This is a genomic window from Paenibacillus sp. BT-177, assembly GCF_025846815.2.
Taxonomy (GTDB): Bacteria; Bacillota; Bacilli; order Paenibacillales; family Paenibacillaceae; genus Paenibacillus; species Paenibacillus polymyxa_C.
On sequence record NZ_JAOYTP010000002.1, the window covers coordinates 878,908 to 899,514 of the forward strand.

Consider the following 20,607-nt stretch of genomic DNA (forward strand, 5'->3'; position numbering starts at 1 on the left):
TATTAAATCTTTCCGCCTACTCCTTTAAACTTATCTACAAAGGCAGAGATTTTCTGAAAAACGCTCTGCTTTTTTGTTAAATACTGAGGATTAAGAGGACTCATTTTAGGAAGAATTTCATTAAGCTCCGTTCCATTTTCACTAGCATATTCTTTTTTCAATGAATTTAAAATATATCTTTTTGCGGCCTCTTCACTAAGGCTTTCAGTAGTAATCAATTCTTCTGCTTCACGTTTTTGCTCAGTTTGAGCAAATGAGAAGAAGGCATCAATAATACTTACTTTATCTTGAATATTGTCTAAATCTGTTTGATTGATAAAATCGACTACTAAGCTTTCTTTCGCACGGTTCCCCACACTAGAACGAATTAAACGACGTACCTCTTCAACCAATAAACCCTTATCTATTACTTTTTTGTTATTTTCAAAAATAAGTTCAAGAATGTAATCTAAATTGATCTCTTGGGATTTTAAAAGATCTACTTCAAAGACAACATCATCCCAATCAATAGAGGAATTATCTTTTCCTTTTCCTGTTTTTTCACGACGAAGCCAATCACGAATATCATTATAGGATGAACGATAATCTTGAATTGTTCTTTCTTCTGGTACGTTAATTTCTTGCATGGCAGCTATATCTTCATCACCCATATAGTGAGTAGATTTAAAATTTTCCAAAGCCTCAGAGTCATTGAGATCTACTGTTTGTAAAACTTTTAGACTTGAAAACTCATCATAATTCTGCAAAATATTTTCAACACGCAAATATTCACCAAAAAGCTTGGCAAACTCTTTCTTATCCTTTTCAGTAACAATCTCATCAACATTAGGAAAACGTTCCTTTAATTCTTTTACTACGTCTACATAACCACGACGGGCTTCACCCGTTGCCACATCAGTGAATCCTTCCATATACTCTTTGTAGCTTTTTTCCAGCACCACATTTTTAGTGTTTTTATCCCCAAAAAGAGTAATGGCATCTATGGTTGCTTGTTCTAAATCTCTAAAAGTAACAATATTTCCAAAGGTTTTGGTGGAATCATAAATACGATTGGTTCTCGAAAAAGCTTGCATTAAACCATGATACCTAAGATTTTTATCAACAAATAAAGTATTTAATGTAGGTGCATCAAAACCAGTTAAAAACATTCCAACAACAATCAACAAATCAATCTCTTTGTCTTTTACTCGTTTAGCAAGGTCACGATAATAATTTTGGAATTCCTTACTTTCTACGCCATAATTGGTTTTAAACATGGCATTATAGTCTTTAATGGCTAAACTTAAAAACTCTTTTGCACTACTATCCATTGCTGAAGGTTCAAAAGTTTCATCAAGAATTTCACCTATAGCATTTTGCTCTTCATTAGCAGCAAAGGAGAAGATTGTCGCAATCTTAAGGGGTTTACTGCTTCCCTTTTGTAAGTTATTTAATGATTCATAGTAGAGTTTGGCTGCGTCAACACTGCTCACAGCAAACATGGCATTAAATCCTTTTCCATTCGCATTTAAACGATGGGTTTTTACTCTAAAATTATTAAGAATATATTGAGAAATTTCTTTAATCCGTTCAGGATGTAGTAATGCTTCTTTATTTTCTGCTGCCAATAGCTTTTTCTCGTCCTGTTCTTTTTCAATCGTTTTGAAGTTGGGACGTACATCGTTATAATCTACTTTGAACTTTAAAACTTTTTCATCTCTAATGGCATCCGTAATTACATAAGAGTGTAACTCTCGACCAAAGACAGAAGCAGTCGTTTCAGAACCTAACGCATTTTCTGGGAAAATAGGTGTACCTGTAAATCCAAATTGATAGAACTTCTTAAACTTTTTATTGATATTTTTTTGAGCTTCACCAAATTGTGAACGGTGGGCTTCATCAAAAATAAATACCACTTGCTTATTATATATAGGTAACTCTGTTTCGTTTTTAATTAGGTTATTCAGTTTTTGAATCGTCGTCACAATAATTTTATTATCATCTTTTTCGATGTTACGCTTTAATCCTGCGGTACTTTCTGAACCATTAACACTATCAGGAGAAAAACGCTGATACTCTTTCATCGTCTGAAAATCTAGGTCTTTCCTATCTACAACAAAAAATACTTTATCTATAAAATCAAGTTCAGTCGCCAAACGAGCTGCTTTAAAACTCGTAAGCGTTTTCCCCGAGCCTGTTGTATGCCAAATATATCCGCCACTTTCAGTGGTTCTCCAATATTTGGATAGGTATGAACTTTCAATTTTCCATAAAATTCTTTCCGTGGCAGCAATTTGATAAGGACGCATAATCAGCAGGTTATCGCTCACATCAAAAACGGAATATTTTAGTAGTATATTCAACAAAGTATTTTTCTGGAAAAATGTAGCTGTAAAATCTTTTAAATCTTTAATCAGGGTATTATCCGATTTTGCCCAATTCATAGTAAAATCAAAACTGTTTTTATCACGTTTAGTCGTATTAGCAAAATAACGGCTATCTGTCCCATTAGAAATCACGAAAATCTGTAAATACTTAAACAGAGAGTTTTCTGAATTAAAGCTCTCTTTACTATATCGATGAACCTGATTAAAGGCTTCACGAATGGCAATTCCACGCTTTTTAAGCTCTACTTGTACTAAAGGTAAGCCATTGACTAAAATGGTAACATCATATCTATTGGCTTGCGTTCCTTTTTGTTCAAATTGCGAAATTACCTGCACTTTATTGTTGGCAATATTCTTTTTGTCTACTAGGTAAATGTTTTGAATATGCCCATCATCAAAAACAAAGTCATAAATATAATCGTTATGAATTTTACGGGTTTTATCGATATGGTTGTCGCTGGGTTTATCTAAAAACTGCTCGCAAAATCTTATCCATTCCGCTTCTGAAAATTGTACATTATTAAGTTCTTGTAGCTGCACTTGGATATTAGCAAGCATTTTTTCAGGAGTATTTAAGTTTGGGAAATATTTATAACCTTGATTGTCCAAATCTTGAATCAGTTCTCGTTCCAAATCAGCTTCTGTCTGATAATCAGCTCCTTGCTGATCGATCTTCGTATATTTATCCAGAACGATGAAGTTGTTTGATTCTACAATGGGTTTGAAATCGCTCATTCATTTCCCCCCTTAATTAATTTTTTAAACCTATATATCTCTTTAATTTCACTAATAAGATGCCTTAAAACATTCTTGTCATCATTTGTTAGCTCAACAATTTCTTCACCTGAATGCTTTGAATGACTGGATAAGTTTAGAATCCTTTTTTCATATGCAGTACGACTTCCTTCAACAGGTAATAACAAATCTCCCCAATCAGAATAACCTAAAAAAGTGGACATTTTCTCTAAAACATTTCGAAGAAAGTTAAAATGATATTTATATATTTGATTAGATTCAATAGCTTTTTCGATTTCATTTATTAGAAAAAGATGATAAGAAAACGGCGAATCATTAGGCTGAGTTATTAGTTCATAAGTGCCCTCTTCTTTCTTTTCTAACCTGTGCTTTTTAAAGTGTTTATTGTTGTTGTAACCTGTTTTTTTGTTAGAATTGTTAAATTCATTACAGAGTACATTATAAAAAAGAGGATTATGTGTAGTTATAATAAATTTAAGGTCTGATTCACTGTGTTTTATTAATTGTGCTAAATTTACTGCTAATTCAATCACGTGATTATCATCTAATGAACTTACAGGGTCATCTATAAATACATACTCCAGCTGGTCAAACTGATTTGTTTCTCTATCACTTGGTTCGGCTACGTTTAATGTATCAGTAACTTGTTCAATTAGAGAATAAAAAACACACCATATAAAGTTACTCTCTTCACCCTTTGAAATTTTAATGTTATTTGAACGCTTATCATTACCACGCTCATATGAAAAAGTTATTTCTGTAAAAGCTCCTACTGTTATATCTTTCCCATCCTTATCTGTAATAATATATTCTTCATTAAAACGTGGAGTTAATTTTTCATCGACATAATTTTGGAAATTTGTAATAACATTTCTGTCTTGTCCTTGCTCTTCAAATATCCATTTTGTAAAAGAATTCGGATAGATTTTCAGTTTTGGTTCAGTATCATTTTCTAGATCATTATCCCAATAAAATAAATCTTCCGTAAAGGCATTATAGTATAGGAATTTTTTATCAAACACCTCTAATTCCTCAAACTCGGCGTCCCGCTCTACCGTCGGTGCAAATAACAATTTGAACTCCCGTGAAAGCCTTGTTTTACCCGTTCCATTAAAGGCATAAATTAATTGAACTTTTTTATTGCTAGCTTTTAATTGTTGTGCAATTTCATTTAGACTCTTCCCCATACTATGCCTTTACCTCACTTTTCGGAAATGAAAGTAGCAAATTACGGTAATATTCATATTGTTTTTGACGCAACTCTATTTCACGTGGTAAACCCTCGGTAATCGAGAATCTCAAAGTGTCGAATTTATCTAAAATAGATACGATACGGTTTTGTTCAGCAAGAGAAGGGATGGGAATAGTTAATTTGTGTAATTTACTACCTTTTATCCCTTTTACAGTAGACCCAGTAGCTGCTTCATGTAGTTTTTTTTGGAATTCATCGCCCATTAAGTAATGCTTTAGAAATGAGTTAGTAAAGCGTTCATCTTTACTTCTGTATTTTATAACCCTTTGTGCTAAAGCAATATTTTTTTGGTCAACTTGAGCTACAAATCCACAAGGGGCTTCTGTAGTTATAAGTACATCGCCTATTTCCGGCAAACCGCGTCGCATGACTAAATTGTAATCATCTTCAGAGATAAACTCTTGCGACGATTGATAATCTATATATCCCATCCTAATGTTTTTTGCAGTTACCAAAAATATTCCATTTGATGTTTTTTTAGGGGTTTTCCCTCTATAATCAACGTAATCGCAAACCTCCCCCAAGGCCTTCCACTCAACTTTACCCTCTTCAAAAGTCAACAACTTATCACGGTAATAGGTATATTGCTTTTTACGAGCTGCAAGCTCTGCTGCAAGCTCTGCTGCAAGCTCTGCTGCAAGCTCTGTGAAGGCGTCCAATATACGGACGATTTCCTCTTGTACTTTAAGGGGTGGGATGGGGATCTCTAAAGATTTGATAATATCTGAGTTTAGATTACTTACCGAACCACTGTTAATCTTACTAATCCAATAGCTTTGAACTAAATCTGAAGAAAGGTAATGGTATAAATAGTCGGAATTCAATTTATCCCCAAAATCACTAATTGAAGCCCATCCATCGTGAATAGCCCCATCAATATTTAGAATGTAAGGTCGTCCAAAGCTCATAGAGTTGGACATTATGAAATCACCTTTTTTTAACATTCTTGATTTCATAGCACCTTCTGGTGTAATTCTTTGTTCTGTCTTATTCACATATTTTGAATTAGGTAAAGTATCACCTATTTTTATCCAAGGAACACCATCTTCTTTATCAGTAATAAACTTCGCTATAGGTCGAGGTGAAGCACCTCTTTGGATTTTAGCAACATTCCCCAACGTCTTCCACTCAACTCCAACCCCATCAAGGAGTTTCTCCATATAATTCGGCTTAATCATGATTCAATCCCCTCGATTATGTCATCAATTTCAGCACGAAGTTGGTCTATCTTTGCTACAGTCGTTTTGATCTCTGCATTCAGCTCATTTATATCAATGACTTCCCTAGTGTCTTTTGCTGCTATATAAGAACTTACAGAAAGGTTATAATCATTTTGAACGATTGCATCATAATCAACGGATTTTGCAACATGGTCAACATCTTCTTTGCTGTCAAACATTTTCATAATTTGCTCAATGTGTTCATCTGTAAGTATGTTATTATTCGTTTCTTTTTTATAGAAATCTACTCCACTTGCATCAATAAATTGAGTTTTATTATCGGTTTTATGCTTAGAAAGAACCAAGATATTAACCGCTATTGAAGTCCCATAAAAAAGGTTAGGTGCTAATGAAATAACCGTTTCAACAAAGTTATTATCAATCAGATACTTTCTAATTTTTTGCTCTGCACCACCACGGTAAAATATACCAGGGAAACAAACTATAGCAGCACGACCTTTACTTGAAAGGTAACTAAGCGTATGAAGGACAAAGGCAAAATCAGCTTTGGATTTTGGGGCTAATACGCCTGCAGGAGCAAATCTTTCATCATTAATAAGTGTTGGGTCATCACTACCAATCCAATTTACGGAATAAGGTGGATTAGATACAATAGCATCAAAAGGTTTTTCATCACCAAAGTGAGGGTCTAATAGCGTATTTCCTAAAGCAATATTAAACTTATCGTAATTTATGTTGTGTAAAAACATATTCATACGAGCAAGGTTATAAGTTGTATGGTTAATCTCCTGTCCATAAAAACCATCTTCGATAATATGAGCATCAAACTGTTTTTTTGCTTGTAATAGCAATGAACCTGAACCGGCTGCAGGGTCATAAATTTTATTAATGGTTGTTTGCTTGTGTATTGCTAATTGAGCAATAAGTTTAGATACACACTGCGGTGTGAAGAATTCCCCTCCAGATTTTCCAGCATTGGCAGCATAATTAGAGATTAAAAACTCATAGGCATCACCAAAAAGGTCAATTTGACTATCTTCAAAACCACCAAAATTAAGCCCTTCAACTCCTTTAATCACAGCAGCTAAACGACTGTTTTTGTCCTTTACAGTATTTCCTAATCTATTGCTTGTCGTGTCAAAATCAGCAAATAATCCTTTAATATCCAATTCAGAAGGATAACCATTTGCTGAACTTTCAATAGCAGAAAATATAGTAGCTAAATCTGTATTCAAACTTTCATTTGTGTTGGCAGTTTTTGCAATATTAGCAAACAGTTGACTAGGATATATGAAATAACCTTTTGTTTTGATTGCATCCTCTTTAATTTCTTCAGTTATAATACTATCGTCAAGTTCTGCATAATTGATGCTTTCGTCGCCACCTTCAATATAACTAGAAAAATTCTCACTAATAAAACGATAAAAAAGAGTCCCCAAAACATATTGCTTAAAATCCCATCCGTCTACAGATCCACGAACATCATTGGCTATTTTCCAGATTTGAGATTGTAATCCTGCACGTTGTACTGCACTTGACATTTGTATACCTCCGATTTTTACAATGAGTACTCTCATCATTCTACAATACTAATTTTGCTCTGTTTTTCTGCTTTTTTAGGCGCTGATCTTAATATTTTCTTCTTTTACATCTATTATCTCTTAGGGTCCCTAAGTTAGAAAAGAGAATTTCATTCGAATTTTTTATACCAAATTAAACGAGATGTCTTCGACCTTTCACTGTGGGCTGCTAATGAGAGCTGTTGTGTACAGCTTCCACGGATCTGCGAAATGCTCCAAAAAACCTTGGACGCGGGATGCTACATCCTATTGAAACCGAGGCAGAACGCTTGATGATCCGAACCGACGATAGCCCTCAATTCTTGAACGGAATCTTTGGAGCGACTTGCAAAGAATAAGAGTGCAGTACGAACAAATTCCACCAGCGACGCCAAATTTGAATGCGTACTTTGAGCCGTTTCACAGCACTTTGGAGTACAACCTATTTCGCCGATGCGAGTATTCGTCATTGGATGACTAAATAAAGTTTTACAATTACAGATGCATGCACGGCAATTTAAAACGAATAGCCCCTTACGCTTTAGCATGACTTTACCTGACTGCAAGGCATTTTAATGAAAAGCGTAAGTCAGAGCAAAACTACCAACACGAGTTTAAGCGTAAAAGTCTTCAGTATTAAAGGCTTGCGTTTGTACTTTCTTTTTTATTCAGCGACTTACAAAACTCTTATAGAATTACCGGATATATGCGAATCTCTAATCTTGCTCATAATTTTAATTTTCACCTATCAAACTACTAATCCAAGAAACAAGTAAGCATACAAAATTAGACGCGTCCCCAACTCACCGATTCATTTACTCAACCTCCACCGCTCCAACAGCGCAACACTCTCCACATGAACCGTATGCGGGAACATATCTACAGGCTGCACTTCCACTGTTCTATACCCGCCATCCTCCAATATCCTTAAATCCCGCGCCAGTGTGCTTGGATTACAGGATACATACACCACGCGCTCTGGCTTCATTTCCAAAATGGTGTCGAGCAGGCGTGGATCGCAGCCCTTGCGAGGCGGATCTACGACAATAACGTCAGCGGTGATGCCTTGCTCTTTCCACGCAGGAATGACATCTTCGGACGCGCCTACCTCAAATTTCACATTGCGCATTTCATTCAATAGCGCATTACTCCGTGCATCGTCGATAGCTTCTTTGACGATCTCCACCCCATACACCTGGTCTGCATGCTGAGCGAGGAACAAGGAGATCGTGCCGATGCCACAATACGCATCGATTACCGTTTCTTTGCCTGTGAGCCCGGCATATTCGACGGTTTTGCCATACAGCACTTCCGTTTGTACGGGATTCACCTGATAAAAGGATCGCGCGGAAATCGCAAACTGGACGTTTCCAATGTAATCGTAGATCACGTCACGACCCCACAGTACACGAGTCTCGTCGCCAAAAATAACGTTCGTTCGCTTCGTGTTCACGTTCTGACATATGCTTGCCACGTGTGGGATGTGCTCACGAATACTGCCGATCCACGCATCTGCGTGTGGAATATCTCGCCCATTCGTGACGAGCACCAGCATCATTTCACCTGTGCGAAAAGCGGTCTTCACCACGACATGGCGCAACAGCCCGCGTCCGGTTTCTTCATTATATGCACTGATGCCTAGCATTCGGCCAATCTCTTTGACACGTGCGACCACTTCGTCATTACGCTCGTCCTGAATGAGACAGGTATTCATATCCACGATGCGATGACTGCCGCGTGCATAGAAGCCGCCGACTAGCCCGCCCTCGGTGACACCGATCGGCACCTGGGCTTTGTTGCGGTACCGCCAAGGCTCACTCATACCAAGTGTAGGATGCACGACTACGCCTTGTACACGCGACATGTGGTTTGCATTTCCATCCGCAGATGTAGCCAAAATCTCTGCAGTATGCTCACTGGACTCCGTAGCCACACTCAGCTTCCCGATACGCTCCAGCACATCCACGACATGCTGGCGTTTCCAGCTGAGCTGCGCTTCGTAGCTCATATGCTGGAGCTGGCAGCCACCGCATTGATCGTAGATGGCACACGGAGCTGCAATTCGGTCCGGGCTAGCCTGCGCAATATCCAGCAGTTTAGCATAGCCATACTGCTTTTTCGTTTTCAGCACCTTGACCCGTACTTTTTCACCCGGTAAAGCACCCGGAACGAACAGCGTAAACCCCTCGACACGCCCCACACCCTCGCCATCGTGGTTCATGCCGATGATGTCTATTACGACCTCATCGTTCTTATGCACAGGCAGATCCAGATGCTGTGCACTAGGCCGGTTGCGATTGGAAGCTGCTTGAGTCTGTCTAACGCTGGAAGAACGACGGGAACCTCGTTCGCCTCTTTTCTTCCGATCCGAATCATTCACATTTCCATCCGTATTTCCATTGCTATTCCCATTTCTTCTTTCGACTTGAAGCATTCTATTCCCAACTCCAACTCGTGACTGTTCCAGTTTTCTGTCTTTTTTCGCCTGTATGGTCTTGTTGTGCTGCTTTCCTTGAACTGGAGTTGCTGTTGCTGTATTCCGGCGGCTTTTTCCACGTCCGCTACGGTTATTCGTCATGATGGTCACTTCTTTCTGTTCTTCTTTTCATGCTTATCCTCATTCAGCCATATCATTCAAATCGTCATCTAGACGACATTTAAACCTCAACTCGAAAATGCCGTTACTCCCCACGGAGAACGGCAAGGACCGATATGTTCCCTACAAAAAACAACTATCTACTCTGCGTTCCGTATTTCACACTGCTCAACCAACCGGAAATAAAATCACTACCGCTCATTTCTTTACCGAAACACATTCAAATGATGCGGCAGATTCCGGAAGGTCGCTGGCAAGGTGCCTCCTAATTCGCCATCCAGGTTAAGCTGGACATAGCCAGGTGAGGTCACTTCCATATAATCTGTTCTGAAATAAACGATTTTCTTGTCCTGCAAATGCTCCCCTCGCAGCGCAAGTGTAACCAAGCGGATCATTTCCGCCAGATTGCATTTGCGCACAGCGATGACATCGAGCAGTCCATCATCTATTGTCGCCCCAGGAGCAAGCTTTTCAAACCCGCCGACCGAATTTGTATTCGCGATCAGGAAAAGCATAAATTCGTCGTGGATCACTTCCTGACCCGATGCCTTGATGATCAACTCCTGTGGAGCAAGGCTGACCATTTTCTCCATACCTTTAAAATAATACGCCAATTGGCCAATCATCGTTTTGAGTTTGCTTGGAACTTCATACGTAAGCTCGGTTAAAGTTCCGCCGCCTGCGATGTTGATAAAGTAGCGGTCATTGGCTTTTCCGATATCCAGTGGCTTCGGATTTTGACGAATAACGAGGTCACAATAATCCTCCCAGTGCTTGGGAATGCCCAGTGCTCTGGCAAAATCATTCGTCGTTCCCAGAGGAAACACACCCAGAGGCGGGCGGTTTTCCCTTTCAGCCATCCCATTAATGACCTCATACAATGTACCATCGCCACCAGCGGCAATAATCATATCATAGCCACGCTCGACGGCCTCTGTTGCGGCACGCGTTGCGTCCCCTTCCCCTGTAGTTGCATGGCAAGAGGCCTCAATACCACCTTCATCCAGGCGCTGCAAGACATCCGCAAGGCGACGCTTCATTTCCTCACGCCCAGAGGTCGGGTTGTAGATTAATCTAGCTCTTTTCATTCCATTACGCCACCCGTATATTTAATGATATTTATATTCACATCGCAGTTCATCACATTCAGTCTGTACAAAATATCATCATACTGGAAAAAGACCTCTTTTACAATAAAAGAAGCCATTCACTATCCAAATAAGGGAATTTCAGGTTCGGAACACTATCGCCAAATTCAGGTTAATTATTATCGGTCCTTGCTTGCGTCTTCATGCTCTGTAACAGCTCACGAATTTGTCTGTCCATCCAGCTTGTGAGCAAAGGATGCGGCAATATAGGGTCTCCTGAATAACGGTAATCCAGCCCCTGTAAGCGTTTAGGAATCATATGACTTGTAAAATATCCCGAACTCAAAAACAGCGGTGCCACAATAACATCATGACCCCGCTCCTGATTCCAGTACGCCGCCTTGTCATGCACACCCTCAGGATTTAACAAAGCGTGGTCCGTAATGATGCCACTCACGTTTTGCACCGTACGAGCCAACGAGGAAATCCCTTGCTCCCAGCGCTGAAGAAAGCCGTTGTGCGCGCTGCCGTGTCCTACGAGTAAAATGACCTCTCGCGCAGGATCGACCGACAACGGGCGAACCTTGTCCCACACCATGCGGGCAACATCTTCGCCGTCATCCAATGGACTGCCAAAATGCACACGTGCCTTCAATCGAAACGGCTCCAAATCTGTTTCTTTGTCTGGCGCAGCTTTGACTCCCAGCGCATAGCTAATTTCATCTACATGCGTACTGCCTGACGACACGAACAAAGGAATAACCAGTAAATCTGTTACCCCCAAGGCTTCCAGACGGTCAATCCCATTTTGAATCAATCTTCCTTTAACCGTTTCCAAAAATGAAACCTCTATCGGCATTTCTTCCAGCAATTGAAGCTTTGCAACTGCCTGATCCACCTGTTCCACCCAATATGGCTCTCTAGAGCCATGGCTGATGACTAGTATCCCAGGGCTCCGCATTAGCGACCCAGACGTTCCAGAGTCATTTTATACCCGTCATTCCCATAGTTCAGACAACGCTTCACACGTGAAATGGTGGCTGTACTGGCTCCTGTCTCAGCTTCAATCTGATTATATGTGCTGCCTTTGCCAAGCATACGGGCAACTTCCAGACGTTGGGAGAGGGATTGAATTTCATTAATTGTGCACAGATCATCAAAAAATACATAACACTCTTCCAAATTTTTAAGAGTTAAAATAGCTTCAAACAATTGATCAATACTTTTATCATTAAGCTTTTTAAGCTGCATAGATTATCATCTCCCAAAGGTTACAATCTCTCCTCATTGTACTCGACAAATAGTCAGTTTTTCAAGCATTAACGGTTTCACGCATTACAGAACAACATTACATGATTACAGAAACATACTGTGCGAATGCCCAAATCCGCTTTTATACCTAATATCAGGACACGCGCCTAAACCCACTGTGCGTTTGTAACATACAGTAGAGTATCAATCTGCAAAGGAATGTGATCTCATGCCTGGACATTACTATCATCGGAGGGCGCAAACGCGTTCCATTTCCGATCCGTATAGTTCAACTCCTTATCCTGGACTCGATCCATACAGCGAGGTTCCGCAAGTCGATTCCTCCGCCGTGGTGCCTTATGAGGCACCAGCGAGTATAACAGATTCCGCCGTGGTCACGCCAGACCCCGCCCCAGCCAAAGGAGGGCTACTTGGCGGTCTTGGTAATCTCAACGATATTAAAGGTATTATTGACCGTATGGGCGGTATTGACGGGATTGTTGCTACGGTCGGCAAGGTACAAAAGATCATGTCTAGCGTGCAGCAATTTGCTCCGATGGCAAAACTGATTATGGGCTCGCTCCCAGCATTCAACAAAAACGCAAGCAAAAAAACGACAATACCAATTACTGAGGAACTGGATGAATATACACCACCACGCCGACGCCGGAAAAAGACACAGCGCAAAAGTACCACTACCCCACGCAGACGTCCGCGCAAACGCACAAGGAAGTAGGCTATTTTATTTAAACCAACCTCGGCGCATAAACCACACCACCATCGCAACACTCAATAAGAACATAAAGAACAGTACGCCAAAATATCCATATTTCCAGCCCAGCTCGGGCATATTCGAAAAATTCATACCATAAATTCCTGCAATCAGCGTCAAGGGCATAAAAACGGTCGTAATTACGGTCAGCGTCTTCATAATTGAATTCATGCGATTGGAATTAAGCGATATGTAACTGTCTCTCAGGTCGGCTGTCATCTCGCGGTCGGCCTCCAGCATGTCCGTCAGCTTCAATAAATGATCATAGATATCAGTAAAATAAGCCATATGATCCCCCTGACCCTGCACATGCTGTGAATTCAAAACTCGGTACATCAGATCACGCATCGGTACGATCGTGCGGCGTAGCTTGAGCAACCTGCCACGCAGGTCAAATACCTGCTTCATTAATTCCTCTACCGATTCGTGTGCGCCCAAACCTTCCAGTTCGGCTAATTCATCCTCAATGATGAAAAGACTCGGAAAATAGTTGTCTACCAGCTTGTCCATCACCGTATAAGCTGCAGCCAGCGGTCCGCGAGACCATATTTTGCGTTCATTCGCATGCTCGACAATCCGCTCCCAGGCCTGATCCAGCTCCTCTAGTTCATGATGGTGATATGTAACCAAAAAACGGCTGCTAATAAACATATCTACCTCTTCCGCCTCTAATGTATCTACATCAAGCGCATGTACCACCAGAAACTGTACATTCTCGTAATAATCCAGCTTGGGACGTTGCAGAACATGCATACAATCCTCTACAGCCAGCGGGTGAAAATGAAAATAACTCGTCAGCAGCTCCGACTCTCGATCTGTAGGCTCGTTAAAGTCAGCCCAGATCCATATGTAATCTTCCATGACAATCTGCTCTAACGGTTGTCCCACCGTCACCTGATGATCGTGCCCTATAGTCAATGTGCGTATCACCGTACGTCCCCCTCGCTTATACTGCCGTCTTATATGTTATTTATATTGTATATAAGCCATTCAACATTATACAAATCTCACACTCTATATTCCCATACACTAAATAAGAAAAGGATATCTCCGGGCCAGCACGCTCCCGAAGATATCCTTATACAATAATCCACGCATTATATTTTTCAAAAAAACTATGCTTGTCGCTTCATACCCTAATCGGCGATAAAAATGATGTGCATTCAGTCGTTCACCCCGATAGTCATATGTTGCTTGTATCGCTATTTCCCTCGGCGCAGCAAGCAAAGCGCTGCGCCAATTCCCTCTGCCTATACCCACCCATTTAAAAGTGGGACAGGCTTTTGCGAAGAAAGGAGTAGGTTCAGCAAGTCGTAGCGTAGCGGTCCATTTGAATCTGGAGAAGCGAAGCGCTCGCCTTTGCCCCTGAATTCTAACCTTTTTATGTGTTATACAATCCAAAAAAATTCAGGGGCGACAGCGATCGAAAGATCAAATGGAACGCGGAGCGGTCTCCTATGTCTTCACCTGCACTCCCGGCAAACCCTGCCCCATTTACAGTACTTTTTCTAAGAAACTTATAGTCCGCTCGTTTTTCGGATTACCAAATACCTCTTGCGGTGTTCCTTCTTCCACGATGTAACCACCGTCCATAAATACGACACGGTCACTTACTTCACGCGCAAAGCCCATCTCATGCGTTACGATCATCATCGTCATGCCTTCGCGAGCCAGATCTTTCATTACGCCGAGCACTTCGCCCACCATTTCAGGATCAAGCGCCGAGGTTGGCTCGTCGAACAGCATAATGTCTGGGTTCATTGCCAGCGCACGTGCAATCGCCACACGCTGCTTCTGACCGCCGGAAAGCTGTCCTGGCAATGCATCTGCCTTATCGGCCAAACCTACACGATCCAGCAGCTTCATAGCTGTCTCGCGGGCCTCTGTCTTCGTCTGTTTGCCCAGCTCAGTCGGCGCGAACATAATGTTCTTGAGCACCGTCATATGCGGGAACAGATTGAAATGCTGAAACACCATACCTATATTTTCACGGACCTTGTTAATGTCCACGTTTTTGTCACCCAATTTGTAGTCATCGACGATGACCTCACCAGCTGTAATTTCCTCCAGCATATTCATACAACGTAAAAACGTACTTTTCCCTGAACCAGAAGGACCAATGACGCATACAACTTCGCCTTCCCGCACTTGCATGTCAATGCCTTTCAGCACCTGGTTACTGCCATAGCTCTTCTTCAGGTTTTTAACGATAATCTTACCCACGGCGAACTCTCCCTTCAAGACGGTTGGAAATTTTGGTCAGGACTGTAATGACGATAAGATACATCACCGCAACGACCAGCCAAATATCAAAGGATTGGAACGTCCGCGCAATAATGATTTTGCCCGATTGGGTCAATTCAACCAGACCGATAACTGACAAAATTGACGTATCCTTCAACGTAATAACCAACTGATTGATAAACGACGGGATCATGATTTTCACTGCTTGTGGCAAAATGATCTTCAGCATGGCTGTCCGGTATGGCAAACCAAGCGAACGAGCTGCTTCCATTTGTCCTGGATCAATGGACTGAATACCCCCGCGGATAATTTCGGTCACATAAGCACCAGCGTTTAGGGATAACGTCAACACCGCCGCGACAAAAAGCGGCATTTTAAAATCGAGTGCCTGTGGGATACCGAAGTAAATAAAGAATGCAAGTACGATCAGTGGAATACCACGGAATACATCAACAAAAACAGTTGCAATACCGCGGAACACCTTGTTATGGCTAACTTTCATAAAGCCAAACACTAGTCCCAGCACAAAGGCTACGAGCAAGGATACCAGGGTGTACAACAGCGTATTCCCCATCCCTTTAATCAACGCAGGCAGCGAAGCGGAAATGAGCTCCCAGCGGCTACGTTCTACAGGGGCCACACCTTTGCCGGATTCGCCAAGATATTTGGACATAATTTTGTCATATTCCCCGCTGTTGCGAAGATTCACAAGCCCTGCATTAAATTTTTCCAGCAGCTCCGCATTTTTGCCTTGGTTGACAGCAAAACCGTAAGAACCGCCTTTTTCCTTATCAGTCACCAGCTTAAGACCATTATTCTGAGTCACACCGTATGCCAGTACCGGATAATCATCAAAGCAGGCAACCGAATTACCTGTTTTAACTTCATCATACATCTGAGAAGAATCGTCGAACGGAACTGTAGTAAAGCCATATTTGGCCTTAATGGATTCCGCGAACGTGTAGCCTTCTGTTCCTGTTTTGACAGCGACACGCTGTCCTTTCAAGTCCTCATAGCGTTTAATCGTATCATTATCCTTACGGACCGCCATGACAACACCTGAGTCAAAATAGGGTTCAGAAAAATCAAATTTTTGCTTGCGTTCATCGGTAATACTCATCCCAGCAATGACACCATCCACTTGATTCGTTTCAAGGGCCTGCACTGCCGCGTTAAAGCCAAGCGGCTTAATGGTATACTCAAAATTCTGATCTTTAGCAATAGCTGCCAGTAAATCCATGTCGATTCCGACAAATTTCCCATTTACATCTTCAAACTCAAAAGGCGCGAACGTTGTATCCGTGCCGATATCATACTTTGTTTTATTTTCTGCGTGAGCCACTACACCGAAATTACCGGCCAGGGCAACCACAGAAAACAAACAAATCATGAGTGCTATTAGTTTTCTTGGTTTTTGCATAAGATCCTCCAGTCAGTTGAACGGTTCAAAGTTTTCTGTTTATTCTACAGGAGTTATTAAAAATTGACTACTTTGATGTCAGGTATTTTTTAAAAAACATCTCGTGGAACTATCTGGATGTGTAACCTTTGAACATGTATTTTTGCCCCAGAATGCCAATAAGCCCCTGCCGCAAAAAGCGGACGGAAGCTTATTGTGTATCCTATATTGTATGTTCTTTTTCAGGGATTCATGAAGAAAACTAGAAAAGAATTTTGAAAATTAAACCTGACAACAGCGCAGAAATTGGAATCGTTATTACCCAGGTTATTACAATACGACCAGCTAGTGACCAGCGAACTGCGCTAAAGCGCTTCGCAGAACCAACACCCAGAATCGCCGAAGTAATGGCATGAGTGGTACTTACTGGTAAATGAAGCATGGTAGCTGTAAAAATAACAGAAGCTCCCGAAACGTCGGCTGCGAATCCATTGATTGGCTCAATTTTAAAAATCTTGGTTCCCATCGTTTTGATGATCTTCCAACCACCAATAGACGTACCCAGTGCCATAGCGGTTGCAGCTGAAATTTTCACCCACATGGGTACTTCCAAATGGTCTTGATAACCTGCGGAGACGAGTGCGAATGTGATAATCCCCATCGCCTTCTGAGCATCATTCGTACCATGCGTAAACGACTGGATAGCTGCCGTAATGACCTGCATGGTGCGGAAACCTTTGTTCACTGTATGCGGACTACGATAAGCAAAGATGTATTTCAAAATCATCATCACAATGTAACCGACAACAAAAGCAATCAACGGGGAGAAAATAAGCCCCTCAACAATCCCGATGAAGCCGCTCCAATTTAATTTATCCTGTCCCGCACCTACATACACCGCCCCTGCCAACGCACCAATCAATGCATGAGAGGAGGATGAAGGAATACCAAACCACCAGGTTAGAAGATTCCAGATAATCGCAGCGATCAGCGTCGCAATGACGATATCAATACCGTTTGTAAGCTTGGTAGGGTCAGCGACACTTCCACCAATGGTCTTGGCAACCCCGGTAAACAAGATAGCTCCGAGAAAGTTCATAACCGCAGCCATAATAATCGCACGTCGCGGCGTCAATGCACGGGTCGAGACCGAAGTAGCAATCGCGTTCGCCGTATCATGAAATCCATTAATAAAATCAAATGCCAGAGCAAGAAAAATAACAATACCTAGTACCAGTAAACTTGTATCCATGTAAAAGGACTCCCTTACGAGTTACGCATAATGATGGATTCCAGCATATTTGCAACATCCTCGCATGAATCCGTTGTCGTTTCAAGGCGTTCGTACAATTCTTTACGTTTAATCAGTTCAATAGGATCAGTTACAGTTGCAAACAGGTTTTTGATGCAAATACGCAATAATTCATCCCCCTGATTTTCCAAATCATTTAGGCGAATGGTGTATTCACGAATAGCCAACAATTTTTTCTGTGAAAGCAAATGTACAGCCTTCTGAATTTCGTAAGCTGATTGACGCAAAATATCAGCGAACTGCACAATATACTCGTCCGGCTCTGTAATGTTGTACATATAAAAACGAGAGGCTGTCGCTTCAAGACCGTCCAGCACATCATCCATGGTCGTTGTCAGTTCCATGATGTCGTCGCGTTCCAGCGGCGTAATGAAGGTCTTGTTCAACTCAGTAATAATCGTGTGTGTGTAATCATCACACTTATTTTCATACTTCTTCATCTCATTGGTAAACAAAGTCACATCTTGTAAATTTGAAGTATGTTGGGCAAAATAATCGGCTGCTTGCACGATCGTATCTGCCATATTTTCCAACGTCTCGAAGAATATATCCTTTTTCTTCAATCTCATAACGATTACCCCTTTACGAAAATATCCGCAACCTGTTTCGACTGCAATAGACAACCTTTGCTATCTTATCACACTCATCAATGTTTTTGTAATGTTTGTAAAAGCAAATTTCTAGATATACGTATACAATGCCCGACATAGAGAGTCATTATCCGACAATTTTTTCCTAATTAGGTGTATTACGTTTTCTAATTCGCTTCAAACGTTACATGTTCCGTTAGTGAAGTATCTGCAGGTACTACATGTATATAGGATGTACCTGGTGTTAACGGGATTTCAACCCCATTTTTCATAAACCGAATCGCATCGCCAGATGTATGCTGCCATTCAGCACGTATTAACTGTCCTTGTTGAAACACCATGGCCTCTCCGCTACTGTCCAGTTCAACACTTAGTCTGCCTACATCATCTAGCGTTCGATGCCTCGTGCTCATCACAATAACATTAGCCGCTGAGAGCTGTTGGTTATTATTTTGATCTAGATGTGACTTTTCGTTCACAAAACGCTTATATCGTTGATCGGCTCGATCATAGGTATAAGATACGCGATAGCTTTTCAGCAAAAACCGGATGTGCACAGATGCGGCACTCTCGTCCACCATAACTGGAGTTTCGCCGGTTTTGAGATAAGGATACACTGGAACTTCCGTCTGCTTGGTATATCCTTTGCTTTCGCTTCCTTTACGTAGCCTGCTCACATCTGTGTATAAATTATGTGGTGGACGACGGTCTTTGCTTCGCCAAAAATAAGCCCCTCCATTTGAAATCTCATCCAGATGCTCCTTCCGTTGCTGCTGTAAAATCGCATAGGCATCTGTACTTCCCCCTGCATGTATCGGCAACGCACCATAGGTTTCGCCCAGTTCAATCAAATATGGCCGAATACTGCGGACCGGACCGATCTTCACATCTCCACCATGACTTTGGAAAAAAGCTACCAAGCGGGTAATTCCACCTTCTGCAAGAACCTCATATACCATATCTGCCTCGCTAAGCCCTGCCTGTGGACGCGCAGCCGGGGCATTGTTAATCATGACAGCCAGTGGCCGCTCCAAAACAGGCTGCTCCACCGGAAGCCCGGTAAGCGGAGCTGTAAATGCCGGAACAGATGGCTCCTTAGGCGGTTCAAGCACCTTCTTCTCTGTTTCTTGCTGGGTCGGTTGGGGAACGGATTTAGATTCACCCGTATTGGACAAAGCAGAACAAGATATCATTGTCATGCATAACAGAGCTGAGGCCATCACACGTAACCAATGATTTCGTTGAAATATGGGCCCGGACAAGTTCATCCCTCCACATCGTTATTTTTCTCATTATAAGCTTTATTTCCTGTTTTTGTCTTGATTGAGGCATTACCTCTCTATAGAATACTTATCTAAAGACATTAAAATTTAAAAAAATTTTATAGTTTGTGATTTTTATCACAAATAACTGTAACTGAACCTAATACAATAAAGGTGTAGCAAAGATGATCATCCCAAACAAAATGAAATACAACCCATCATTATAGATTAAGAAAGAGGAGTGATTTGAATGTTTAACAACTGGTTACGTGAGAACAAAGTAGCAATGTGGCTGCTGACTGTAGTACGGGTTTATCTAGGTTATGAATGGATGACCCACGGACTTGAGAAGCTGACTGGCGGATTCGATGCAGGTGGATTTATTTCGGGGGCCATTGCTAAAACAGGCGGAGATCACCCCGCTGTACAAGGCTGGTGGGGATCGTTCCTTGAAGCCTTTGCCCTGCCGAATGTCGGTTTGTTCAACGTCCTGATCCCATTGGGTGAGTTCTTGGTCGGGGTTGGCCTGCTGCTTGGTACATTGACTACACTGGCTACTTTGATGGCTATGGTTATGAACTTCTCGTTCCTGTTCTCGGGTACAGTAAGCACCAATGCAATCTACCTGCTGGTTGAAATCTTCCTTATCGTTGCTGGTGCAAATGCCGGAAGAATCGGCTTTGACCGTTGGGTACTGCCCTTCCTGCGTGGACTGTTTGGTAAAAATAAAGATACTTATCAAACGGATCCCAATCGAAAAATAGCTTAACTATCCAAAAAACAACCGTTATCCTCTGGAAAATGGTTGTTTTTTTGTTCAGCCATGCTGCTTCTCTTTAATGTATGGCTATGCTGCACCCTCATCTATTTAAGTGAACAAAGGAGTCCTCAAGTCCATCCTGACTTGGAGACTCCTTTTTCGGGTTCATCTTTCCCCCGAACGTTTACAAGTTGGATACAACATGGAATGTTCACGATA

The 20,607-nt window shown here is 41.5% G+C and carries 16 protein-coding genes; 2 read left to right on the forward strand and 14 right to left on the reverse strand.

All coding sequences use genetic code 11. From position 1 onward, the window contains the following. Nucleotides 1-2: 2 nt before the first annotated feature. The 8 genes from OIU26_RS10175 to OIU26_RS10210 form a co-directional block, all read right to left on the reverse strand. A complete protein-coding gene (locus tag OIU26_RS10175) occupies nucleotides 3-3,101 on the reverse strand; it encodes a type I restriction endonuclease subunit R (protein WP_264216738.1) in 3,099 nt (1,032 codons plus the stop codon). Beyond that, entirely contained in the window at nucleotides 3,098-4,309 is a 1,212-nt protein-coding gene (locus OIU26_RS10180) for an AAA family ATPase (protein ID WP_264216739.1), read from the reverse strand. The genes OIU26_RS10175 and OIU26_RS10180 overlap by 4 nt, the downstream gene beginning before the upstream one ends. Nucleotide 4,310: 1 nt before the next feature. Next, on the reverse strand, nucleotides 4,311-5,552 hold the full coding sequence (locus OIU26_RS10185) for a restriction endonuclease subunit S (RefSeq protein WP_264216740.1): 1,242 nt from the start codon (nucleotides 5,550-5,552) through the stop codon (nucleotides 4,311-4,313). After that, nucleotides 5,549-7,096, reverse strand: coding sequence for a type I restriction-modification system subunit M (locus OIU26_RS10190; RefSeq protein WP_264216741.1), 1,548 nt, complete (start codon nucleotides 7,094-7,096; stop codon nucleotides 5,549-5,551). The genes OIU26_RS10185 and OIU26_RS10190 overlap by 4 nt, the downstream gene beginning before the upstream one ends. Nucleotides 7,097-7,925: 829 nt before the next feature. Then, the gene (rlmD, locus tag OIU26_RS10195; RefSeq protein WP_264216742.1) at nucleotides 7,926-9,692 is read right to left on the reverse strand and encodes a 23S rRNA (uracil(1939)-C(5))-methyltransferase RlmD; all 1,767 of its coding nucleotides are present in this window, start codon (nucleotides 9,690-9,692) and stop codon (nucleotides 7,926-7,928) included. A gap of 224 nt (nucleotides 9,693-9,916) precedes the next feature. Then, on the reverse strand, nucleotides 9,917-10,798 hold the full coding sequence (locus OIU26_RS10200; RefSeq protein WP_264216743.1) for a diacylglycerol kinase: 882 nt from the start codon (nucleotides 10,796-10,798) through the stop codon (nucleotides 9,917-9,919). A gap of 172 nt (nucleotides 10,799-10,970) precedes the next feature. Beyond that, the gene (locus tag OIU26_RS10205; RefSeq protein ID WP_165082790.1) at nucleotides 10,971-11,759 is read right to left on the reverse strand and encodes a sirohydrochlorin chelatase; all 789 of its coding nucleotides are present in this window, start codon (nucleotides 11,757-11,759) and stop codon (nucleotides 10,971-10,973) included. Continuing rightward, the gene (locus OIU26_RS10210; RefSeq protein ID WP_007428885.1) at nucleotides 11,759-12,049 is read right to left on the reverse strand and encodes a YerC/YecD family TrpR-related protein; all 291 of its coding nucleotides are present in this window, start codon (nucleotides 12,047-12,049) and stop codon (nucleotides 11,759-11,761) included. Before OIU26_RS10210 ends, OIU26_RS10205 begins: the two co-directional genes overlap by 1 nt. Before the next feature lie 229 nt (nucleotides 12,050-12,278). On the opposite strand from OIU26_RS10210, the gene OIU26_RS10215 reads away from it, so the two are divergent. Next, entirely contained in the window at nucleotides 12,279-12,785 is a 507-nt protein-coding gene (locus OIU26_RS10215; RefSeq protein WP_264216744.1) for a tyrosine protein kinase, read from the forward strand. A 6-nt stretch (nucleotides 12,786-12,791) separates the two neighbouring features. Here the strand turns inward: OIU26_RS10215 and corA are convergent, their stop codons facing one another. The 6 genes from corA to OIU26_RS10245 all read right to left on the reverse strand — a co-directional run bounded on the left by corA (nucleotide 12,792) and on the right by OIU26_RS10245 (nucleotide 19,628). Next, on the reverse strand, nucleotides 12,792-13,751 hold the full coding sequence (corA, locus tag OIU26_RS10220; RefSeq protein ID WP_216975800.1) for a magnesium/cobalt transporter CorA: 960 nt from the start codon (nucleotides 13,749-13,751) through the stop codon (nucleotides 12,792-12,794). Nucleotides 13,752-14,315: 564 nt separating this feature from the next. Beyond that, the gene (locus OIU26_RS10225) at nucleotides 14,316-15,044 is read right to left on the reverse strand and encodes an amino acid ABC transporter ATP-binding protein (RefSeq protein ID WP_013369518.1); all 729 of its coding nucleotides are present in this window, start codon (nucleotides 15,042-15,044) and stop codon (nucleotides 14,316-14,318) included. After that, nucleotides 15,037-16,485 carry an amino acid ABC transporter substrate-binding protein/permease gene (locus tag OIU26_RS10230; RefSeq protein WP_064962574.1) on the reverse strand — a complete coding sequence of 483 codons (1,449 nt, stop codon included), beginning with the start codon at nucleotides 16,483-16,485 and terminating at the stop codon, nucleotides 15,037-15,039. The genes OIU26_RS10225 and OIU26_RS10230 overlap by 8 nt, the downstream gene beginning before the upstream one ends. A gap of 241 nt (nucleotides 16,486-16,726) precedes the next feature. Next, nucleotides 16,727-17,716: an inorganic phosphate transporter gene (locus OIU26_RS10235; RefSeq protein ID WP_013369516.1), complete on the reverse strand. Its 990-nt coding sequence runs from the start codon at nucleotides 17,714-17,716 to the stop codon at nucleotides 16,727-16,729. Between the two features lie 14 nt (nucleotides 17,717-17,730). Next, nucleotides 17,731-18,345 carry a DUF47 domain-containing protein gene (locus OIU26_RS10240; RefSeq protein ID WP_007428879.1) on the reverse strand — a complete coding sequence of 205 codons (615 nt, stop codon included), beginning with the start codon at nucleotides 18,343-18,345 and terminating at the stop codon, nucleotides 17,731-17,733. A 188-nt stretch (nucleotides 18,346-18,533) separates the two neighbouring features. Next, on the reverse strand, nucleotides 18,534-19,628 hold the full coding sequence (locus OIU26_RS10245; RefSeq protein ID WP_264216745.1) for a DUF3048 domain-containing protein: 1,095 nt from the start codon (nucleotides 19,626-19,628) through the stop codon (nucleotides 18,534-18,536). A gap of 250 nt (nucleotides 19,629-19,878) precedes the next feature. Here OIU26_RS10245 and OIU26_RS10250 point away from each other — a divergent pair, with 250 nt between their 5' ends. Next, nucleotides 19,879-20,397 (forward strand): DoxX family membrane protein, encoded by a 519-nt coding sequence (locus tag OIU26_RS10250; RefSeq protein WP_013369513.1) that lies wholly within the window; start codon nucleotides 19,879-19,881, stop codon nucleotides 20,395-20,397. Nucleotides 20,398-20,607: the final 210 nt, after the last annotated feature.

Excerpts from the sequence above, each read along its gene's own strand:
- OIU26_RS10175 (WP_264216738.1), bottom strand. The coding sequence starts at position 3,101 with ATGAGCGATTTCAAACCCATTGTAGAATCAAACAACTTCATCGTTCTG.
- OIU26_RS10180 (WP_264216739.1), bottom strand. The coding sequence starts at position 4,309 with ATGGGGAAGAGTCTAAATGAAATTGCACAACAATTAAAAGCTAGCAAT.
- OIU26_RS10185 (WP_264216740.1), bottom strand. The coding sequence starts at position 5,552 with ATGATTAAGCCGAATTATATGGAGAAACTCCTTGATGGGGTTGGAGTT.
- OIU26_RS10190 (WP_264216741.1), bottom strand. The coding sequence starts at position 7,096 with ATGTCAAGTGCAGTACAACGTGCAGGATTACAATCTCAAATCTGGAAA.
- rlmD (WP_264216742.1), bottom strand. The coding sequence starts at position 9,692 with ATGACGAATAACCGTAGCGGACGTGGAAAAAGCCGCCGGAATACAGCA.
- OIU26_RS10200 (WP_264216743.1), bottom strand. The coding sequence starts at position 10,798 with ATGAAAAGAGCTAGATTAATCTACAACCCGACCTCTGGGCGTGAGGAA.
- OIU26_RS10205 (WP_165082790.1), bottom strand. The coding sequence starts at position 11,759 with ATGCGGAGCCCTGGGATACTAGTCATCAGCCATGGCTCTAGAGAGCCA.
- OIU26_RS10210 (WP_007428885.1), bottom strand. The coding sequence starts at position 12,049 with ATGCAGCTTAAAAAGCTTAATGATAAAAGTATTGATCAATTGTTTGAA.
- OIU26_RS10215 (WP_264216744.1), top strand. The coding sequence starts at position 12,279 with ATGCCTGGACATTACTATCATCGGAGGGCGCAAACGCGTTCCATTTCC.
- OIU26_RS10230 (WP_064962574.1), bottom strand. The coding sequence starts at position 16,485 with ATGCAAAAACCAAGAAAACTAATAGCACTCATGATTTGTTTGTTTTCT.
- OIU26_RS10235 (WP_013369516.1), bottom strand. The coding sequence starts at position 17,716 with ATGGATACAAGTTTACTGGTACTAGGTATTGTTATTTTTCTTGCTCTG.
- OIU26_RS10240 (WP_007428879.1), bottom strand. The coding sequence starts at position 18,345 with ATGAGATTGAAGAAAAAGGATATATTCTTCGAGACGTTGGAAAATATG.
- OIU26_RS10250 (WP_013369513.1), top strand. The coding sequence starts at position 19,879 with ATGTTTAACAACTGGTTACGTGAGAACAAAGTAGCAATGTGGCTGCTG.